This window comes from Pseudarthrobacter sp. MOO14 (assembly GCF_058267675.1).
Window position 1 is genome coordinate 1,991,781 of the sequence record NZ_CM177849.1, and the last position, 18,409, is coordinate 2,010,189.

Here is an 18,409-nt window from a genome sequence, read left to right on the forward strand (position 1 = left end):
TGATGGACTCCACCACAAAACTACAACGTTGGAGAAGACTGTGCACCAGCAGCCGGCCGCCCAGGAAACCGTTGCCCTGACAGCACCGCCCCTGCGCGCGGACGCCTTCACCCTCCCGTACCGGGATCCGGTATGGGATGGACCCACGGACCCCATCCTCGTGGCCGACCACCTCAACGGTGAGTGGGTCCTCCTCTACACCCAGCGGCGCGCCACAGCGCCCGGGCTGACAGGCGTCGAGTGGGTTCATGGGACCGGCATCGGCGCTGCGAGGTCGTCCGACGGCGGCGCCACCTGGCGCTACCAGGGCACCGTTGAGGGACTCATCCCGCCCGGAACGGAACCACCGGCAACCCTCTGGGCTCCCGACGTCGTCCGCATCGGCAAACGGTGGATCATGTACCTGACGGTGCTGGGCGGGCGGCGGACGGACTGGAGCGGGAAAGCTGAAATCGTGCAGTTCGCCAGCCATGACCTGGCGAAGTGGGAGTACCTGGGCGCTGTGGACCTGGATTCACCGCGGGTCATTGACGCCGCCGTCGCCGGGTGCGGGGACGGCCGGTACCGGCTTTGGTACAAGGACGAAACCCGCGGCTCCAATACCTTCAGCGCGGTCAGCGACACCCCGGATGATCCGTCGTCGTGGGTCCTTGAAGGGGTGGCCATCCCGGGGCGGCCGCACGAAGGCCCCAAGGTCTTCGTGCTGGGCGGCTGGTACTGGATGATCGTGGACGAATGGCGCGGCCAGGCGGTGTACCGCTCGGTGGACGGCACCGGAAACTGGACCCGGCAGGAGCACCTGGGCGGGCTGATCCTCACGGCGCCGGAGTCCTGGGACGGACGGCCCGTCGTCGGACGCCACGCGGATGTGGTGCCGCTTGGCGGGGACCCGGGCGACGGCGGCGCGGAGCGGGCGCTGCTGGTCTACTTCACGCATCCCTGCTGGGACGGTGAGGACATCGGCACCATGTCGCCGGACCCGCGGACGCGCCTCAGCCACGTCCGTGCCGCGGTGCTCGAAGTGCGCGGCGGCATCCTGGCCTGCACGGAACAGTAGGCACGCCGAAGGGCCAAACCCTGGAACTATAAGCCGGCGGTTGCCGGCACCGGTCCAAGGTTTGGCCCTGACTCGTGCGCTGGGACCCGCGACGCGGAAGCGTCCACCGGGCGCCGCCCCCAGCAGGCGGGCGCCCGGCGCGTTGCGGCGGTTACACCCGCTGCGGCGAGCCCAGTTCCACCGGGTCCTCATCCGTAAGGTAGGCGAGCTCGGAGTGGGCTGCGAGGTCGATGCCGCGCAATTCGTCCTCGGGCTTGATGCGCAGGCCCCCCATGGCCTTGTCCAGGATCTTGGCCAGGAGCCAGGTGATCCCGAAGGAGTAGGCCAGGACGCTGACGGTCGCGATCGCCTGGACGCCGAGCAGGTCGAAGCCGCCGCCGTAGAACAGGCCGCTGACGCCGTTCGGGGCCTTGTCGGTGGCGAAAAGGCCGATCAGCAGGGTGCCCAGGATGCCGCCGACCAGGTGGACGCCCACGACGTCGAGCGAATCGTCGAAGCCGAGGCGGAACTTCCATTCGATGGCCAGCGAGCAGACGGCCCCGGCGATGGCGCCGATGGCCAGGGCGCCCAGCGGGCTGACGGCGCCACAGGCCGGGGTGATGGCCACCAGCGCGGCGATCAGGCCCGAGGCGGCGCCCATGCTGGTGGCGGCGCCGTGGCGGACCCGCTCCACGAGGGCCCAGGCAAGCAGGCCGGCGGAGGCGGCGACGGCGGTGTTGAGGAAGACGACGGCCGCGGACTGGCCGGCGGCGAGCGCGGAGCCTGCGTTGAAGCCGAACCAGCCCACCCACAGCAGGCCTGCGCCCACCAGGACCAAGGGGCGGCTGTGCGGCTTCGTGTGTTCCATTTTCGGCCAGCCGGAGCTCTTGCCCAGGACCAGGGCCAGGGCCAGGGCGGCAGCGCCGGCGTTCATGTGCACCGCGGTGCCGCCGGCGAAGTCGATGGCCTTGATCCCGTTGGCGATCCAGCCGCCCACCGTGCTGCCGTCCGCAGAGTCGAACGCGAACACCCAGTGCGCGATGGGGAAGTAGACCACAGTGGCCCAAATGCCGGCGAACACCATCCAGGCGCCGAACTTCATCCGCCCGGCGGCGGCTCCGGCAACCAGTGCGGTGGTGACGCAGGCGAAGAACAGCTGGAACGCTGCGAACAGGATGACGGGGATGGACGCGGAGTCATCCTTGGCCAGCAGCTGCCCCATGCCGGGGAATTCGGTGACGTCACCGATCAGGCCCAGGCCGCCCACGGAGTTGCCGAAGGCCATCGAGTAGCCGAACAGGGCCCAGAGGACGGCCACCAGGCTGGCGCCGCCGAAGCACATCATCATCATGTTGAGAATGCGGCGCGACCCCACCATGCCCCCGTAAAACAGGGCCAGGGCGGGGATCATCATGCACACCAGCGCCGAGCTGGCCAAAATCCAAGCGACATTTCCCGAATCCATGGGAAACCCCTTTCGTGATGCGAAGAGAGAACGGTCGTTTGCCGTCAGAGCCGCTCTGCGGAGGGACGTGGCCGGAGAAACCACGTTCAGCGGGTGGGGCGGCTGTTGCCGTCTGATTCCAACTGTATGGCGGCAATTCCCGGGTGGGTTTCCGGTGTGTTAAATGATCGTTTCGGTCATCCACAGGCGAGTTTCAGGGGTCACGCAGCACGCAGGAAGCTACTGCAGGAGCCACCCGTCACGGGCGGCGCTATTTGGCGGAGACCGCCAGGAACTGAATGGGAAGGTCCAGCAACTCCAGCGGGCCGTGCGGGCCTTCACCGTCCAGGAGCAGCGAGTCCCCGGCCTCCATCACGTACTCATAGGACCCGTGGCCGTAGACCATCCGGCCGGAGAGCATGTAGATGAACTCCGTGCCCGGGTGCTGGAACAGGGGAAAGACGTCGGAAGCGTCCGTGAGGGTCACCAGCGTGGGTTCGATGGCGTCGCTGCGGCCCTTCAACGTGCCCAGGACGCGGTATTCGTGGCCGTGCTGGGTGCCGCTGCGGACGGTGAGGCTGCCCTGGCCGCTCTTGGTGAAGGTGGCGTCCCGGTCGGTGTCCGCGCCCCGGAACAAAGCAGTGACGGGAACCTTCAGTCCGTCGGCCAGCCGCTGCAAGGTGGTGAGGGAGCAGGAGGTGGTGGCGGTTTCCACCCGGGAGATCATGGCCTTGGACAGGCCGGTCCGGGCTGCGAGCTCGGCCGACGACAATCCGGCCGACGTGCGGTAGTGCCGGACCTGCGCCGCGATGACCTGCTCCAGACGGCCGGCAACGTCCTCTGCGGGCTGTTCGGCTGCCTGGTCCCCGGCCTCTTCGGTCATGTTTGCCATCTTAGGCGGGCGGCGGGAGGCCCGGCGTACGACGACGGTCCTGGCCGGTCACGCTGCCTCGCCCAGCAGTCCGGCAAGGGAGTCCGCCAGGGCAAGTGCGCCGGCTTCGGCGTCTCGGTCGTCGACCAGTTCGTCCGGCGAATGCGAAACGCCAGTGGGGTTGCGGACAAACAGCATGGCTGTGGGCAGGTGTGCGGCCAGCACACCGGCGTCGTGGCCGGCGCCGGTGTCCAGCACCGGGGCGGCAGGCAGGAGCTGCTGCAGCCGGTCCCGGAGGCCGCCGTCGAAATGCACCGTGGGACTCAGCGACTCCGTACCCAGGCTGGCTGTGCAGCCTTCTTCCGCGGCGAGGACCTGGGCGTTCTGTCCGATCGCCTCCACCAGTGCGGCGGTGACCGAGTCCTCCGGGTGGCGGACGTCGATCCACAGGTCCACCCGGGACGCGATGACGTTGGTGCCGCCGGGGACGGGCTGCACCCTGCCCACGGTGGCCCGGGCGTCCCGGTATTTGCGGGCGGTATCCCGGATGGAAACCATCACCTTGGCGGCGGCAACCATGGGGTCCTTGCGGTCCGCCATGAGCGTGGTGCCGGCATGGTTCCCCTCCCCCGTGATGCCCAGCTTCCAGCGGCCATGCCCCAGGATGGATGATCCGATGGCCACGGGCTGGTGGAGGTCGATCAGCCCCCTCCCCTGCTCCACATGCAGCTCGACGAACATTCCGAGCCGCTGAAGGGCCGAGTGGTCCGCTCCGATGAACCGGGGGTCCTGGCCGTTCGCGGCGGCCACCTCGGCGTAGGTGTTGCCGGCCGGGTCCTTGAGGTTGCGGGCTTTGGTGGCGTCCAGTTGGCCGGTAAGGAGCCGTGAGCCGAGGCAGGCAACACCGAACCGCGACCCCTCCTCTTCCGGGAAGACGGCGATCACCAGCGGCCGCCGGGGCCGGAAGTTCCGGGCTTTGAGAAGGTCGACGGCGACCAGCGCCGAGGCGACCCCCAGGGGCCCGTCGTACGCACCGCCGCCGGGAACGGAATCGAGGTGGCTGCCGGTGGCGACGGCGTCCTCCCGCACCCCTGTTGCGGTGTCCCACCAGGCCCAGATGATCCCGTTGTGGTCGGTTTGGACATCGAGGCCGCGCCGGCCGGCCTGCTCGATGAACCAGGCCCGCAGGTCGGTCTCGGCGGTGGAGAACACAGGGCGGGAGTAGCCGCCGCGGGTGTTGTCCCGGCCGATGGTGGAGATATCCTGCAGGAGCCCGGTAACGGTGGGTGCGCTGGTTTCGGCGGGGACGGCTGGTTCAGTTGTTGTTCGGAAAAGGCTCACGATGTTCCGTTCTACGTGGTCAGCGCCGGGGAGGATGCACTCCGGAAACGGTCCGGAATTGACCCGGCACCGGTGGCCAGATCCGCGGCCCACTGTCCGATCAGCGGCGCGAATTTTGCCCCGTGGCCCGAGCAGGGTGAGACGACGGTGAGGTTGTCCGCCCGGTCAATGAGGAAGTCCTCGGTGGGGGTGTTGGTGAACAGGCAGGTGGTTTCGGCGTACGGTTCCGGGTCCAGGCCAGGCAGGTAGCGGCGGACGTACTCCGTTACGCGGGCGCGGTTGGCCGGGTCCACCGCGCCGGTCTGGGCTGCTGCCGACGGGATGCGCGGGCCGCCGTTGTACTCGGCCACTTTCTGCCCGGCAAAGCCGGCGTCCCGCCCGCCGGGCAGCCCGTAGGCCTGGATGCCGGAGGCTTTGTGGATGAAGGTGGGCCAGGCGGGGGCACCCGCGCCCGTGCCGCCGTCGTCATCCCTGTACCGGAAGTGGAAGGCCTGCTCCTGCCGCACGGTGAATTCGGGCAGTCCGGCCAGGAAGGCCGCCGGAAGCGGCAGCGAGTCCAGCATCTGCGGCAACCAGCCCCCGGCGCTGACCACGATGTTGCCGGCGTCGATGGTCCTGCCGGCCGCCGAGCGCACGCGGTAGCCGGTGCCGTGGTTTTCCACGCCGGCCACGTTCCAGCCGGTGAGGACCCGGGCACCGTTGCGGACGGCGAGGTCCACCATCACGTTCACGGAGGTTTCGGCGTCGATCACGCCGGCGCCGGGGTGCCAAAGCACCTCGGTGTCGAACGCGATGTGCGGCCAGCGGTTCCGGGCGTCGGCGGCGGTCAGCAGTTCGTGGTCGATTCCGGCGGCGCCGAGTACCTCCGCGAGCTGCGCCGGATTCCGCTTCTGGCCATAGTCCACCGCTCCGGCGGGGGTGATCAGTACGGTGCCGGCCTCGGCGGCGAGTCCGTCCCAGAGTGCCTTCGCTTCCAGGACGGCACGGGTGTAGAACAGGTCCGGGTAGGCGTAGCGGAAGATGCGTGCCGAGCCGTGGGAACTGCCGTCATGTGCGGCCGGGACGTCGCGTTCCAGGAGCGTGACCTGGTGGCCGCGGGACGCCAGCTGCCAGGCGGTGGCGGCGCCGGCAAGGCCCGCGCCCACCACCACGTAGTCGGACGGGTCCGTCATCAGAAGCTCCCCTGGGCTCCGGGGATCCAGTTGGTGCCGGCCAGCGGCACCCGGGCCATGGCGGAAGCCTCGATGGTGAGCGCCACCAGGTCCTCGGGTTCCAGGTTGTGCAGGTGCGATTTTCCGCAGGCCCGGGCGATGGTCTGGGCTTCCATCGTGAGCACGCGGAGGTAGTTGGCCAGCCGGCGTCCCGCGGCCACCGGGTCCAGCCGTGAAGCAAGCGACGGGTCCTGGGTGGTGATGCCGGCGGGGTCGCGGCCGTCCTGGAAGTCGTCGTAGAAACCGGCCGCGGAGCCCAGGGCGGCGTATTCGGCGGCGTAGCGGGGGTCGTTGTCGCCGAGCGCGATCAGCGCGGCGGTGCCGATGGCGACGGCGTCCGCGCCCAGGGCCATGGCCTTGGCAACATCTGCCCCGGTGCGGATGCCGCCGGAAACGATCAGCTGGACCTTACGGTGCACACCGAGCTCCTGCAGGGCCTGGACCGCCTGCGGGATGGCGGCCAGCGTGGGGATCCCCACGTTCTCGATGAACACCTGCTGCGTGGCGGCGGTGCCGCCCTGCATCCCGTCCACCACCACGACGTCCGCGCCGGACTTCACGGCAAGCGCGGTGTCGTAGTACGGCCGGGAGGCACCGACCTTGACGTAGATGGGGGTCTTCCAGTCGGTGATCTCGCGGAGTTCGCCGATCTTGATTTCCAGGTCGTCCGGGCCGGTCCAGTCCGGGTGTCGGCTGGCGGAGCGCTGGTCGATACCCACCGGCAGGGTACGCATGCCGGCCACGCGTTCGGTGATTTTCTGGCCCAGGAGCATGCCGCCGCCGCCGGGCTTGGCGCCCTGGCCGAGCACAATCTCGATCGCGTCGGCCTTGCGGAGGTCGTCCGGGTTCATGCCGTAGCGGGACGGCAGGTACTGGTACACCAGGTGCTTGGACTGGCCGCGCTCCTCCGGCGTCATCCCGCCGTCGCCCGTGGTGGTGGACGTGCCGACCTCGCTGGCGCCGCGGCCCAAAGCTTCTTTGGCGTTCGCGGACAGGGCGCCGAAGCTCATGCCGGCGATGGTGACCGGGGTCTGCAGGTGCAGCGGCCGGCTCGCGTGGCGGTCGCCGAGGATGACGTCGGTGTCGCACTTTTCGCGGTAGCCCTCCAGCGGGTAGCGGGACATGGAGGCGCCGAGGAACAACAGGTCATCAAAGTGCGGGACTTTGCGTTTGGCGCCCCAGCCGCGGATGTCGTAGACGCCGGTGGCGGCGGCGCGCTGGATGTCTGCGATGGTGGCGCGGTCGAAGGTGGCGGACTCCCTCAGGCCAAGTTCGGCGTTTTGGGCGGGCGCAGGAGCCTGTGCGGGTGCGGGGAGGGAAGTGATGGTCACGGGAGCCTCCTAGTAGGCGGTCGAGTTGTCGACGTGGAAGTGGTAGAGGTTCCTGGCGGAGCCGTAGCGCTTGAAATCGGCAGGGTTGTCGGTGCGGCCGGCGGCGGCGAGCAGTTCCGCGAGTTCGGCCAGGTGCTCTTCGCGGAGCGGTTTTTCGACGCAGTCGGCGCCCAGGGAGGCGACGGAGCCTTTGACGTAGATCCGGGCCTCGTAGATGGAGTCGCCCAGTGCATCACCGGCGTCGCCGCAGACCACCAGCCGGCCGGCCTGCGCCATGAACGCCGACATGTGGCCGATGTTGCCCCCCACCACGATGTCCACGCCCTTCATGGAGATCCCGCAGCGCGCACCGGCGTTGCCGTCGATGACCACCAGGCCGCCGTGGCCGGTGGCGCCCGCCGACTGGGACGCATCGCCCTTCACGTGGACGCGGCCGGACATGATGTTCTCCGCAAGTCCCACGCCGGCATTGCCGTTGATGGCCACGCTCCCCTTTTGGTGCATCCCCGCGGCGTAATACCCGGCATGGCCGTCGATGGTCACGGCGACGTCCGCGTCGATGCCGACGGCGAGGCTGTGCTTGCCGCCGGGATTGGTGACGGTCCAGGACTGCCCGTCCACGGCGTTGTGCAGGGCCTGGTTCAGTTCGCGGACCGGGACCTCTGCGAGGTCGAGCACCGCGGGCGTTGCGGCGGGTGCCAAGGCTTCGGGGGCTGTCAGAGTGACCATGTGTAGACCTTTCCGGGTTCGGGTTCAAAGATGCGGGCTGTTTCGATGCCGGGCAGGGATGCCAGGGCGCGGTATTCGGAGGCCATCGCCACGTAGTCGTCTGTTTCGGCGATGATGGCCGGCTTGCAGGCGATCGGGTCGCGGACGACGGCCATGCTGTCCGCGGTGGTGACCACCAGCGTGTAGAAGCCGTCCAGGACCTTGCCCAGGTTCACCAGCGCTTCTTCGAGGGTGTCGCCCTGCTTCAGCCGGGAAGCCACGTAGCGGGCACCCACCTCGGTGTCATTCTCGGAGTCGAACACCACGCCCTCACGCTTCAGGTTCCGCCGGACCGTGGCGTGGTTGGAGAACGAGCCGTTGTGCACCAGACAGAGGTCGTCGGCCACGGAGAAGGGGTGCGAGCCGCCGGCAGTGACGGCGGATTCGGTGGCCATCCGGGTGTGGGACAGGCCCTGGCTGCCGGCCATGGCGTCCAGTCCGTGCCCGGCGGCGATCTCCATCGGGTGGCCCACGCTCTTCATCACGGCCACATGCTCACCCCGTCCAATGATGGTGGCACCGGGCACGGTTTCGCTGACGGCCTTCACCAGCAGGTCGGTCCCGACGGCGGCGCTCACCAGCGTGGTGTCGCCCACCACCTGCACGGCTGGGGCCGCATCCGACGGCAGGAGCGCCGCGACGCCGCCGGTGATGGCCGCCGTCGCCACGCCCTGGTCCCGGCCGAGCAGGCTCAAGGTGGACCTGCCCGGCGACACCAGTCCGGGGGTGTTGTAGACGGCGAGGCCGGCGGAGTCAGGGCCGCGGTCCACGATCTGGCACAGCATCGAGGACAGCAGGGCGCCCATTTGGGGGTGCAGCGAGGGATTGCGCAGCTGCAGCGCGGCGATTCCGCACATGGAAAGTCCTTTGCTAAGTAGGGATCAGATGGAGGTGAGGTAGGTGCGGATTTCCCAGTCGCTGACCTGGTTGTGCCAGCTCAGGAACTCCTCTTCCTTGGCGTTGGCGTAGTACAGGCCGATCTCCGGATCGCCGCTGAGGCTGGCCAGGACCACCGGGTCCCGGCGGAGTGCTTCGACGGCGTGCAGCAGGGTGGCCGGCAGGAAGTGGGCGTCCGGTTTGGACTCGCCGGGGCCGGACGGCATGCCGGGGTCGGCGGAGATCTCCACCCCGTCCAGGCCGGCCGCAATGGCTGCTGCGATGGCCAGGTAGGGGTTTGCCGAGCCGTCGCCGGAGCGCAACTCGATCCGGTTGTTGTCCGGGACGCGGATCATGTGCGTGCGGTCGTTCCCGCCGAAGGACGCCTTCCGGGGCGACCAGGTGGCACCCGAGGAACTCGTCGTGGCGCCGGTGCGCTTGTAGGAATTCACGGTGGGGGCGAGGAAGGCCTGCAAGGCCGGGGCGTGGTCCAGGATCCCGCCGATGAACGAATAGGCGAGGCCTGACAGCCCAAGGCCGCGGCCGTCATCGTCCGCTCCCCCTGCGGCCGGGAACAGCGCCTCCGCACCGGACCACAGCGAGAGGTGGAAGTGCAGCCCGGTGCCGGTGCGGTCCGTGAACGGTTTGGGCATGAAGGTGGCGGTCATGCCCCGTTGTTCGGCCAGGATGTTCAGGATGTAGCGGAGCGAGATGACGCGGTCTGCGGTGGTGAGGGCGTCCGCATAGTTGAAGTTCTGCTCGAACTGGCCGGCGGCGTCCTCGTGGTCGTTGGCGTAGTTGCCCCAGCCCAGGTTGTTCATCGCCGTGCTGATGGATGCCAGGTGCTCGTACATGCGGGTCACGCCGCGGGCGTCGTAGCAGGGGCGCGGCGAATCGTCGCGGGTGTCGGCGGTACTCAGCGTCCCGTCGTCGTTCCTGTTCACCAGGAAGTACTCCACCTCGGCGCCCACCTTGGCCTGCATCCCGTGGCCCGCCAGGCGGGCAAGGGCGTTTTTGAGGATGACCCGCGGCGCGTAGGGCCACGGCTTGCCGTCAACGTGGGGATCGCAGTGGACGATGGCCAGGCCTTCCTTGATGAAGGGCACCGGCGTGAAGGAGGCGAGATCCGGAATCGCGATTAGGTCGGCGTCCTGGGGATTCTGGCCGATGAGGCCCGCGGCGTAGCCGGCGAACCCCATGGCCCCGCCCTCGAGTTGGTCGGCGGCTTCCACGGGTACCAGCTTGGCGCAGGGCTTGCCGGTCATGTCCACGAACGTGGCCAGCAGGAAACGGACATCGTGGGCTCGGGCGATGTCCCTGAGGGAAATCCCGGCGGCATCCGCACGGGCTGCGGGAGCGGCTGCGGGCGCGGGGGTTACAGCAGGGGTTGCGACACTGGTCATCGAAACATTCCTGTCCGGGTCGGTGTTAGCTAAGAGTAAACCTTGTTGCACCAGATTAGCCACGGGGACGTTTCGCGCGTCCGGCCGGCGTGTTAATTGCATGTTTCGGGACCGGGGACGCCGGGCGGCGTCACGCTTGGCACGCTTTACGGGAACGTCCGACGGCGGAGAGCCGGGATTGTGCGGAACGCGGGGCCGCGGCGGGACGAAAGCGTGCTCCGCGTGACGCCGCGCGCACGCTTCCGGCGGCCAGGTGGCGGCTAAGCTGAAAAAACACTCCAATACGGCAGGGCCCGGCCCCGGAAGGACACATCGGTATGGCTCGAGCGACCGTGCAGGACGTCGCCAAAACGGCAGGAGTCTCCGTGGGCACGGTCTCCCGCGTCCTCAACGGCAGTCCCGCGGTGAGCGCCTCCAGCCGGGAAAAAGTGGCCGGGGCGATCCGGGAGCTCAACTACCGGCCCCTCGCCTCCGCGCGCGACCTGCGCCGCGACCGGACCATGCGCATCCTGGCCCTCGCCAAGAACCTCGAGTCCCCGGTCATCAGCGAAGCCTTCCGCGGGGTGGGCGACGCCGCGGCACAGTCCGGCTACGTGAGCCTCATTGCCCCAACCGCCGGAAGCCCGGATCGCGAACAGCAATTGGTGGACATGCTCCGGAACGGGTCCGTGGACGGGCTGGTCCTGTTTTCACCCACCATGCCCGACGACGATGTGGAAGCCCTTGCAACCTCGCTGAGCGTGGTGCAGTTGTGTGAAATAGCGGAGTCGGAAGCAGCCTTCGGCGTCTCGATCGACGACCGGCAGGCCGCCCGCGACATCACCCGGCACCTCATCGGAACCGGCGCCCGGCGGCTTGCCATGATCGGCAACCGGGCGGCCCGGTCCGGGCGGCTGCGCGAACAGGGGTTCCGCGAAGCCCTGTCCGAGGCAGGCCTGGAGGCGGCACAGAGCCTCTTTGCCGCCGGGGACTTCGACTTCCACGCCGGCCGTCAGCTCACCCGCGAACTCCTCGCCGCGGACAACCTTCCCGACGCCGTATTCTGTGGCAGCGACACGGTGGCGGCCGGTTGCGTCCGCGAAATCACCGACGCCGGCCTCCGGGTTCCCGAGGACCTGGCCGTTGCCGGCTTCGACGATTCCATCCAGGCGGAGATGTGCGTTCCGGAACTGACCACCATCCGGCAGCCCGCCTATGAGATGGGCCGTGTGGCGTTTGGGGCACTCCTGGAACGGATGACGGAGCCGGGGGTGCACCGCCGCGGCCGGATGTTCCTCCCGCACGAACTGGTCATCAGGGACTCCACGAAGAACTGACAGGGGGTTGACGTCCCCGCGCTCTTCCTGACAAGCTTTTGGAATCGATTCCAAACACTCCTCAGCATTCATTGCTGATCATTTTGGAATCGATTCCAAAAACCCAGTCCAGCACCAGCCCGGCACCGAAAAGGAAGCACCCTTGAACAACCAGCAACCCCCCGGCCCGCAGCCCCCGGAACCAGGAAAGGCCCCGGCCAAGGATCTCCGCGTCGGCGTCGTCGGCATCGGCTGGGCCGGCCAGCAGCACCTCAAGGCCTACAGCGACCTGGAGGGCATCCGCATCGTCTCGCTGGCAGGAATGGAGCAGGAACTCCGGACGGACCTGCAAGCCGAATACGCCATTCCCAACGGTTTCGCCGACTGGCAGGACATGCTGGACCACGGCGGCCTGGACGCCGTCAGCGTGGCCGTTCCCACCTTCCTGCACGCCCCCATTGCCATCGCGGCCCTGGAGCGGGGAATCCATGTGCTGAGCGAAAAGCCGATCGCCCGCAACGCCGTGGAGGGCCAGGCCATGGTGGATGCTGCCCGCAAGGCCGGACGGGTCCTGGATGTGGCGTTCAACCACCGCCGCCGCGGCGACATCAAGGCCCTCAAGGACGTCATCGACGCCGGCGGCCTGGGCCGCCCCTACTACGCCAAGGCCTCCTGGCTCCGCCGCTCCGGCATCCCCACCCTGGGCAGCTGGTTCACCAACCCCGAGCTCGCAGGCGGCGGACCGCTGGCGGACATCGGCGTCCACGCACTGGATTACGCCCTGCACCTGCTCGGAGAACCGAAGGTGGTGGCCGTCTCTGCCGCCACCCACTCGGAACTGGGCCCGCAGGGACGCGGCGGCGGCAGCAGGTACTCGGCCCAGGCCACGAGCCACGCCTTCGAAGTGGAGGACTTCGCCTCTGCGTTCCTCCGCCTTGAGGGCGGCGGAACGCTGCTGATCGAGGCCGGCTGGGCAACATACCGGGAAACTGACGATCTCCTCGACTTCACGGTCTACGGCACGGACGGCGGCGCCGAACTGAAGGTGCACGGGGCTCCGTTCCCGCCCGTGGGCCAGCTCCGGGTGTTCACGGACACGGACGGCGAGTCAGCCGACTACGTGCCGCCGGTGCTGCCCGGCCGCGCCCACGACGCCGTGGTGGAAGACTTCGTGACCGCAGTCCGCGACGGTGAAGCGGCCTGGGCCGAGCACGACGGCTCCCTGGCGCTCTACCGGGCACAGGTCATCGACGCTTGCTACCAGTCGGCACTCGAGCAGAGGGAGGTCAGGCTCTAATGAACGGAAAACTGAGGATCCGGGTCTGGAATGAGGGCGTCCACGAGGCCAACAACGAGCCCGCCCATATCGGCGATATCTACCCGGATGGTATCCACGGCGCCATCGCCGCGGGGCTCCGGCCCTACTACCCGGACGCGGACATTACGACGGCGGTGCTCGCCAGCAACGACGACCACGGCCTGGACGAGGAGGTGCTCGCGGAAACGGACGTCCTGCTCTGGTGGGGCCACATCGCCCACCACGAGGTGAGTGACGCCGTCGTCGAACGCGTCCACCGGCACGTGCTCGGCGGGATGGGACTGATCGTGCTCCACTCGGGGCACTTCGCGAAAATCTTCACCAGGCTGCTGGGCACCAGCTGCTCCCTCGCCTGGCGGAACGACGGCCAGCGCGAGCTGGTGTGGACGGTGAAGCCGTCGCATCCCATCGCGGAAGGCGTGGAGAGCCCCATCGTCATCCCCGAGCAGGAAATGTACGGCGAACTGTTCGACATCCCGGACCCCGACGACCTGATCTTCATCAGTTCCTTCGCCGGCGGCGAAGTGTTCCGTTCCGGCGTCACGTTCACCCGGGGCAAGGGCAGGATCTTCTACTTCAGCCCCGGCGACCAGGAGTACCCCGTGTACCACCATCCGCAGGTCCAGCGGGTGCTCGCCAACGGCGTGAGGTGGGCGGCGCAGCCAGGGCTGGACCGCTCGGCCCCCGCTGTGACCAACCCGGCCCGGGAATGGTTCGAATGGGCCGCCCGGCATTGACATCGCCAGCGCCGGAGAGCAGATTGAAATCGTTGCGACGCAAGGTCCGGCGGGTTCCGGACGGGCACTTCCCGCCCCGCCGGACCGTCATTCCCTGAGCGGCTCAGCGCCCGTGGGCGAATTTCATAACCACTCCCTTTCGAGGAGCCAGAAATGCCTGCAATAACGGTCAAGGACCTTGAAACCAAGTCCTTCAACGACGCCGACGAAAAGCGCCGTCCGCCCAAGACCCAGGTGGACGTAGTCAACATTGGCGGCGCCACCCTGGGCCGGCTTACCTTCGAGCCCGGCTGGCGCTGGTCCGAAACGGTCAAAACCGTGGTCCACACGGACAGCTGCCAAAACAACCACCTTGGCTTCTGCACCGCCGGGACCCTGACCGTCCAGCTGGACGACGGCACCCGCACCACCATCCACGCGGGGGACGCCTACTCCATTCCGGCCGGCCACGACGCCTGGGTGGAAAACGACGAGACGTTCGTTGGTTATGAAGTCATGAGCGCGGCCGAGTACGCCAAGCCCGCCTGACAACCGGACAAGCGCCAGGCCGCGCGCCGCCACCTTTCGCGGCACGCAGCCTGGCGTTTCTGCGCCGCCTACCGCCGGCGCAGCCTCGCCACCAACGTGGCGGCCACCAGGGCGGTGGCCAGCTCCAGGCCAATGACCAGCAGCAGCCGGGCGCTGCCGCCGGACTCAGCACCAGCGGACGACGACGGCACTGCGCCGTGCGCGTGGCCAGCACCGCCGGCTCCCAGCAGGAGGCCCGCATGGACGGCGGCCATGGCCACGGCGGCCGCGGTGACCCGGTGGAGTGCGGCCACCCCGCCGTACCGCCAGATATGGACGGCACAGGGCACGCAGACCGCGGCAAGGGCCAGCATGAGGGCGCTAAGCCAGGCACCGTGGGTGCCTGTGGCGGCCAGCCAGACGTGCGTGGCGCAGGAAACGGCGGTGACCACGGCCGCGAGCCGAGGGTGGACCACCGGACCGCCGGCACGGGCCCGGGCCGCCGCCGTCGTCCTTCCTGCTGCTGCCGCCCTGCCTGCTGCCGGCGCCGGGGCAGGGGCGGCGCTAGTGGCAGCCACCGCTGCCGCCCTCGGTGTGGCAGGACGCGGCTTGCCGGTTCGGGTTGGCCGGGACATCCAGCACCGGACTGCGGTCGAAGAAACCTTCCGGCCGGAGCTTGAAGCCCACGGTGTCCACGGGCATGATGGGCCAGTCCTCCACCCGGGGGAAGTGGGTGAGGCCGAAGGTATGCCAGACCACGATGTCCTGGCCGTCGATGTCGCGGTCCTGCGCCACGTAGGCGGGCAGGCCCGCGCCGCCGGCGTGCTGGTTGACGAAGTCGCCCGTCGGGTAGCGTTCCCCGTCTGCGTGGCGGGTGACCCAGAGATCCTTGGTGGCGAAGGCTGCGCGGCGGGCGATCGAGGAGTCCGGATCGGCCAGGAGCGTGGGCTGGTTGTGCGGGTGGAGCTTGTAGCCCACGGGCTCACCCAGCCGGTTGCGGGATTCGGGATTGGAAATGATCCAGGTGCGGCCGGCGCGGGCGTCGGCCTCGCGGACGGCCTCGGATTCCCGCGCCAGCACGGTGCGCTTGCGGGAGAAGGCGTTGCCGCGCTCGTTGCCCGGCCCCATGGCCTGCCGGACCACGTCTTCCTCCTCCACCCGGTTGGTGAAGCCGTCGATCGCCATGTCCAGCCGGGCGCTGAAGAGGTGCTGGTGGAACGGGGCGCCCAGGCCCGGGGCCAGCTGGGAGATGTTGTCCGAGCCGCCCGCCAGGAACGCGGACGTGAAAACGACGCCGGTGGCCTTGGCTTCGAACTCGATGGTGCCGTCCAGGTAGAGGTACCAGTAGAAGCCGTAGTCGTAGTTGCCGATAGTGGTGAAGAAGGAGATCACCAGGCGGCGGTTGCGGCGGGTGTAGGTGACGCCGCTCCAGAGGTCCGAGTGCTTGGCGAGGATGCTCCAGTCTTCCTCGTGCATGCAGATGCCGTTGCGGATTTCGCGCGGGTTGCCGAACGCGTCGGAGATGACGGGGCTGAGGTAGGTGATCTCGCCCAGGCAGTCGCAGCCCAGTTCCAGGGAGTTGGCGTACTGGCCCACCAGGTATTCGCCGGTGTCGAAGTAGTTCTGCCATGACCGGACCGGCGACGGGTCGCCGTAGGGAACCACCATCTCGGCAATGGACGCCCGGTTGATGATGGGCCGCTTCCGGCCGCCGTCCTGGAAGGCGAGATTGTGCAGGACAACCCCTTCGCGGACATCGAAGCCAACGTCCACGCTCCACTTTTCCCACTCCACGTGGTTGCCGCCGGCGACAGTGAAGCTGGGGCCTTCGGGCTGGGTAATGCTGATGGGCTTTTGGGTGTCGCGGATGGGTCCGGTCAGTTCGGGGTCGGTGTAGTTGCCGTGCTCGGCGGGGATGGGCATGGCGCCGAGGTCGATGACCTGGGTGACTTCCTTGCTGACCACGTCCACATAGGCCACCAGCCCGTCCACGGGGTGCGCCCAGGCGCTGTCCTCCGGGAACTCCTGCACGAATGCCAGCCCGCGGAGGATCCGGCGGCCCTTCTCTTCGGCGTATTCGAAGACCCCGGCGGACAGCGGGGCCACCCGGACCTTCCCGACATCCAGCCCGCGGTCCGCGAGCGCTTTGAGCCACCGTTCGTCCGTGGCCAGCAGCGCCTCCACCACCTCGAACTCCTCCTCGAGGACCGGAAGCTCGCCGGTCACCGCGGTGTCCAGTTCGACGGCGGAGAGCACCTCGTGCCGGGTGGTGGAGACCACGACATCGCGCGGCGCAGCGCCTGAGACATCGTGGATGAAGACGCGGAACCGTCGGTCGGCCGGCGCTGGATCGGTGCCGCGCGAAGGATCCAGCTGGCCCAGGTAGGCGATCCTGTGCTGCGGGCCGAGGTGGCCTCCCGACTGCAGGATGGAGCGCACGTCCAGGATTTCCTGCGCCGTGGCCAGCCGGTAGGCCGACGCAGAGGCTGATGCAGTGTCGGTGGGTGCAAGCGTCATGGAGTAAACCTTCGTCCGGGCCGTCGCCGGCCATTGGGTTTATTTTCTATAGTTGTAGAGAATAAACGTCCGTAACATGGCTCACAAGAGGTTGGGCAAAGAAATTTCCAGGGAGTGGCCGCCGTGCCGAAGATTGTTGACCATGACGAGCGCCGCCTGGAACTCGTGGATGCCACGTGGCGGATCATCGCCCGGCAGGGGCTTGAAAGTGCCACCATGCGCGAGATTGCCATGGAGGCCGGCTTCGCCAACGGCGCCCTGAAGCCATACTTCCCCACGAAGGACACGCTGCTTGAGTTCGCCTTCAGCCATGTGTTCAACCGGACCAATCAACGCATCGCCCAGGTGACGGCAGGCAAGGCCGGATTGGAGGCGCTGCGGTCCTTTTGCCTGGAGGTCCTCCCCCTCGATGAAGAGCGCATCAATGAAGCGCGCGTGGTCATCCCGTTCTGGCAGAAGGCAGTCAGCGATCCACGGAAGGCTGACATCCACCGCGAATCCATGGCCGAATGGCTGGCCACCATCCGCCGCTACCTCGGAGAGGCACGGAACAGCGGGGACGTCAACGCCGACGTCGCCGACTCCGTCCTTGCCGGCCAGCTGCTGAACATGCTGCTGGGAGCCCAGGTCGAGGCCGCCCTTGCGCCGGAGGGCCAAGTGGAGTTCGGCCACGCCGCGCAGCTGGAAGGCTACCTCGCCCTGCTTGGCAAAATTCCAGGCAGCAAATGAGCCCTAAACTCGAAAGTATGCTTACTATTGACTGGTCAGGTTCTGGTGCAGACCGGAGCGAGCACGAATTGTTAGGAGCATCTCCATGGGTTTGGACGACAAGATCGGCAACGCTGCAGAGAAGCTTGGCGGCAAGGGCAAGGAAGCTGCCGGCAGCGCCACGGGCGATGAGAGCCTGAAGGCTGAGGGCCAGGGCGACCAGGCAAAAGCCGACCTCAAGCAGGCCGGCGAAAAAGTCAAGGATGCCTTCAAGAAGGATTAATTGACGCCTCCCACAATGGGTGCAGCTCCCGCAGGGGCTGCACCCATTGGCGTTAACGGAGCCAACCCGCTCACGCGGGCGTTTAGTGGATGAGGCCGGACACCAGGTTGATGGTGGTGGCCAGGACGATGGCCCCCAGCAGGTAGGACAGCAGGGCTTGCCGGAGGACCGTGGAGCGGATGGCGTTGGTCTTCAGGTCCGTATCCGATACCTGGAAGGTCATGCCAACGGTGAACGCCAGGTACGCGAAGTCCGCATAGCGGGGCTGGGTTTCCTCATTGAAATCGACGCCGGTCCCGTCGCGGTAGTAGATGGCCGCGTAGCGGAGCGTGAACAGGGTGTGGACCAGGAACCACGACAGGGCAATGCTGCCCAGGGCCATGGCCACCGTGGCATCCTTGCTCATGCCCTGCGAGCTGGAGGCATCCAGCAGGATCAGGGCCACTCCGGCAAAGCTGGCCACCGTGGCACTGAGGACCATCGTGTCCGAAAAGACCCGGCCCGGATCCTCCCGGCGGGCATGGGCGGCGGTTGCGCCGGGCCCCAGGTGCCGGATCACACTCCAGACCCAGACCAGGTACGTGGCCGAGGCGGCCGCCCAGCCGAGGGCGGGCGCATAGGTCCAGTGCCCCAGCGCACCCACGCCAAGTGCCACCACCACGCCAACAGCGAGCATCACCACCATCCGCAGCCGGGAATGATGCGCGGGGAATTGAAGTTGCGGTGGCGGTCCTGTGAAGCGGCGACGGCGTTCATGCGCGGA

Annotated in this window: 18 protein-coding genes; 7 read left to right on the top strand and 11 right to left on the bottom strand. The window is 68.1% G+C overall.

The window, feature by feature from the left end:
- The first annotated feature begins 28 nt into the window (after nucleotides 1–28).
- Nucleotides 29–1,057: a glycoside hydrolase family protein gene (locus AC4EEV_RS09410; RefSeq protein ID WP_155845096.1), complete on the top strand. Its 1,029-nt coding sequence runs from the start codon at nucleotides 29–31 to the stop codon at nucleotides 1,055–1,057.
- A 151-nt stretch (nucleotides 1,058–1,208) separates the two neighbouring features.
- Here the strand turns inward: AC4EEV_RS09410 and AC4EEV_RS09415 are convergent, their stop codons facing one another.
- The 8 genes from AC4EEV_RS09415 to glnT all read right to left on the bottom strand — a co-directional run bounded on the left by AC4EEV_RS09415 (nucleotide 1,209) and on the right by glnT (nucleotide 10,281).
- Nucleotides 1,209–2,501 (bottom strand): ammonium transporter, encoded by a 1,293-nt coding sequence (locus tag AC4EEV_RS09415; RefSeq protein ID WP_018760789.1) that lies wholly within the window; start codon nucleotides 2,499–2,501, stop codon nucleotides 1,209–1,211.
- A 250-nt stretch (nucleotides 2,502–2,751) separates the two neighbouring features.
- Nucleotides 2,752–3,363 carry a helix-turn-helix domain-containing protein gene (locus tag AC4EEV_RS09420; RefSeq protein WP_285320268.1) on the bottom strand — a complete coding sequence of 204 codons (612 nt, stop codon included), beginning with the start codon at nucleotides 3,361–3,363 and terminating at the stop codon, nucleotides 2,752–2,754.
- 57 nt (nucleotides 3,364–3,420) lie between these two features.
- Complete coding sequence (locus tag AC4EEV_RS09425) at nucleotides 3,421–4,692, bottom strand: allantoate amidohydrolase (protein ID WP_285320267.1); 1,272 nt, start codon at nucleotides 4,690–4,692, stop codon at nucleotides 3,421–3,423.
- An 11-nt stretch (nucleotides 4,693–4,703) separates the two neighbouring features.
- Nucleotides 4,704–5,864 carry an FAD-dependent oxidoreductase gene (locus tag AC4EEV_RS09430; protein ID WP_491330750.1) on the bottom strand — a complete coding sequence of 387 codons (1,161 nt, stop codon included), beginning with the start codon at nucleotides 5,862–5,864 and terminating at the stop codon, nucleotides 4,704–4,706.
- Nucleotides 5,864–7,234 carry an FMN-binding glutamate synthase family protein gene (locus AC4EEV_RS09435; protein WP_285320265.1) on the bottom strand — a complete coding sequence of 457 codons (1,371 nt, stop codon included), beginning with the start codon at nucleotides 7,232–7,234 and terminating at the stop codon, nucleotides 5,864–5,866. The genes AC4EEV_RS09430 and AC4EEV_RS09435 overlap by 1 nt, the downstream gene beginning before the upstream one ends.
- A gap of 9 nt (nucleotides 7,235–7,243) precedes the next feature.
- Nucleotides 7,244–7,963 (bottom strand): protein glxC, encoded by a 720-nt coding sequence (locus tag AC4EEV_RS09440; protein WP_491330751.1) that lies wholly within the window; start codon nucleotides 7,961–7,963, stop codon nucleotides 7,244–7,246.
- Nucleotides 7,951–8,859, bottom strand: a complete 909-nt coding sequence (locus AC4EEV_RS09445; protein ID WP_491330752.1) for a class II glutamine amidotransferase domain-containing protein — start codon at nucleotides 8,857–8,859, stop codon at nucleotides 7,951–7,953. The genes AC4EEV_RS09440 and AC4EEV_RS09445 overlap by 13 nt, the downstream gene beginning before the upstream one ends.
- 24 nt (nucleotides 8,860–8,883) lie before the next feature.
- A complete protein-coding gene (gene glnT / locus AC4EEV_RS09450) occupies nucleotides 8,884–10,281 on the bottom strand; it encodes a type III glutamate--ammonia ligase (RefSeq protein ID WP_491330753.1) in 1,398 nt (465 codons plus the stop codon).
- A 317-nt stretch (nucleotides 10,282–10,598) separates the two neighbouring features.
- Here glnT and AC4EEV_RS09455 point away from each other — a divergent pair, with 317 nt between their 5' ends.
- From AC4EEV_RS09455 to AC4EEV_RS09470, 4 genes are all read left to right on the top strand, one after another.
- Nucleotides 10,599–11,597, top strand: coding sequence for a LacI family DNA-binding transcriptional regulator (locus AC4EEV_RS09455; RefSeq protein ID WP_491330754.1), 999 nt, complete (start codon nucleotides 10,599–10,601; stop codon nucleotides 11,595–11,597).
- A gap of 142 nt (nucleotides 11,598–11,739) precedes the next feature.
- Nucleotides 11,740–12,873 (top strand): Gfo/Idh/MocA family protein, encoded by a 1,134-nt coding sequence (locus AC4EEV_RS09460; RefSeq protein WP_491330755.1) that lies wholly within the window; start codon nucleotides 11,740–11,742, stop codon nucleotides 12,871–12,873.
- Nucleotides 12,873–13,631: a ThuA domain-containing protein gene (locus AC4EEV_RS09465; protein WP_491330756.1), complete on the top strand. Its 759-nt coding sequence runs from the start codon at nucleotides 12,873–12,875 to the stop codon at nucleotides 13,629–13,631. The genes AC4EEV_RS09460 and AC4EEV_RS09465 overlap by 1 nt, the downstream gene beginning before the upstream one ends.
- 153 nt (nucleotides 13,632–13,784) lie before the next feature.
- Nucleotides 13,785–14,159 carry a cupin domain-containing protein gene (locus tag AC4EEV_RS09470; RefSeq protein WP_018760785.1) on the top strand — a complete coding sequence of 125 codons (375 nt, stop codon included), beginning with the start codon at nucleotides 13,785–13,787 and terminating at the stop codon, nucleotides 14,157–14,159.
- 68 nt (nucleotides 14,160–14,227) lie between these two features.
- Here the strand turns inward: AC4EEV_RS09470 and AC4EEV_RS09475 are convergent, their stop codons facing one another.
- Both AC4EEV_RS09475 and AC4EEV_RS09480 read right to left on the bottom strand, forming a co-directional pair.
- Nucleotides 14,228–14,716, bottom strand: a complete 489-nt coding sequence (locus tag AC4EEV_RS09475) for a hypothetical protein (RefSeq protein WP_491330757.1) — start codon at nucleotides 14,714–14,716, stop codon at nucleotides 14,228–14,230.
- On the bottom strand, nucleotides 14,703–16,655 hold the full coding sequence (locus AC4EEV_RS09480; RefSeq protein ID WP_491330758.1) for a primary-amine oxidase: 1,953 nt from the start codon (nucleotides 16,653–16,655) through the stop codon (nucleotides 14,703–14,705). The genes AC4EEV_RS09475 and AC4EEV_RS09480 overlap by 14 nt, the downstream gene beginning before the upstream one ends.
- Before the next feature lie 123 nt (nucleotides 16,656–16,778).
- Between AC4EEV_RS09480 and AC4EEV_RS09485 the strand changes: the two genes are divergently transcribed.
- A complete protein-coding gene (locus AC4EEV_RS09485; RefSeq protein WP_491330759.1) occupies nucleotides 16,779–17,384 on the top strand; it encodes a TetR/AcrR family transcriptional regulator in 606 nt (201 codons plus the stop codon).
- A gap of 85 nt (nucleotides 17,385–17,469) precedes the next feature.
- On the top strand, nucleotides 17,470–17,646 hold the full coding sequence (locus AC4EEV_RS09490) for a CsbD family protein (protein ID WP_018760781.1): 177 nt from the start codon (nucleotides 17,470–17,472) through the stop codon (nucleotides 17,644–17,646).
- A gap of 82 nt (nucleotides 17,647–17,728) precedes the next feature.
- Here the strand turns inward: AC4EEV_RS09490 and AC4EEV_RS09495 are convergent, their stop codons facing one another.
- Complete coding sequence (locus AC4EEV_RS09495; protein ID WP_491330760.1) at nucleotides 17,729–18,322, bottom strand: DUF1345 domain-containing protein; 594 nt, start codon at nucleotides 18,320–18,322, stop codon at nucleotides 17,729–17,731.
- Nucleotides 18,323–18,409 lie beyond the last annotated feature (87 nt).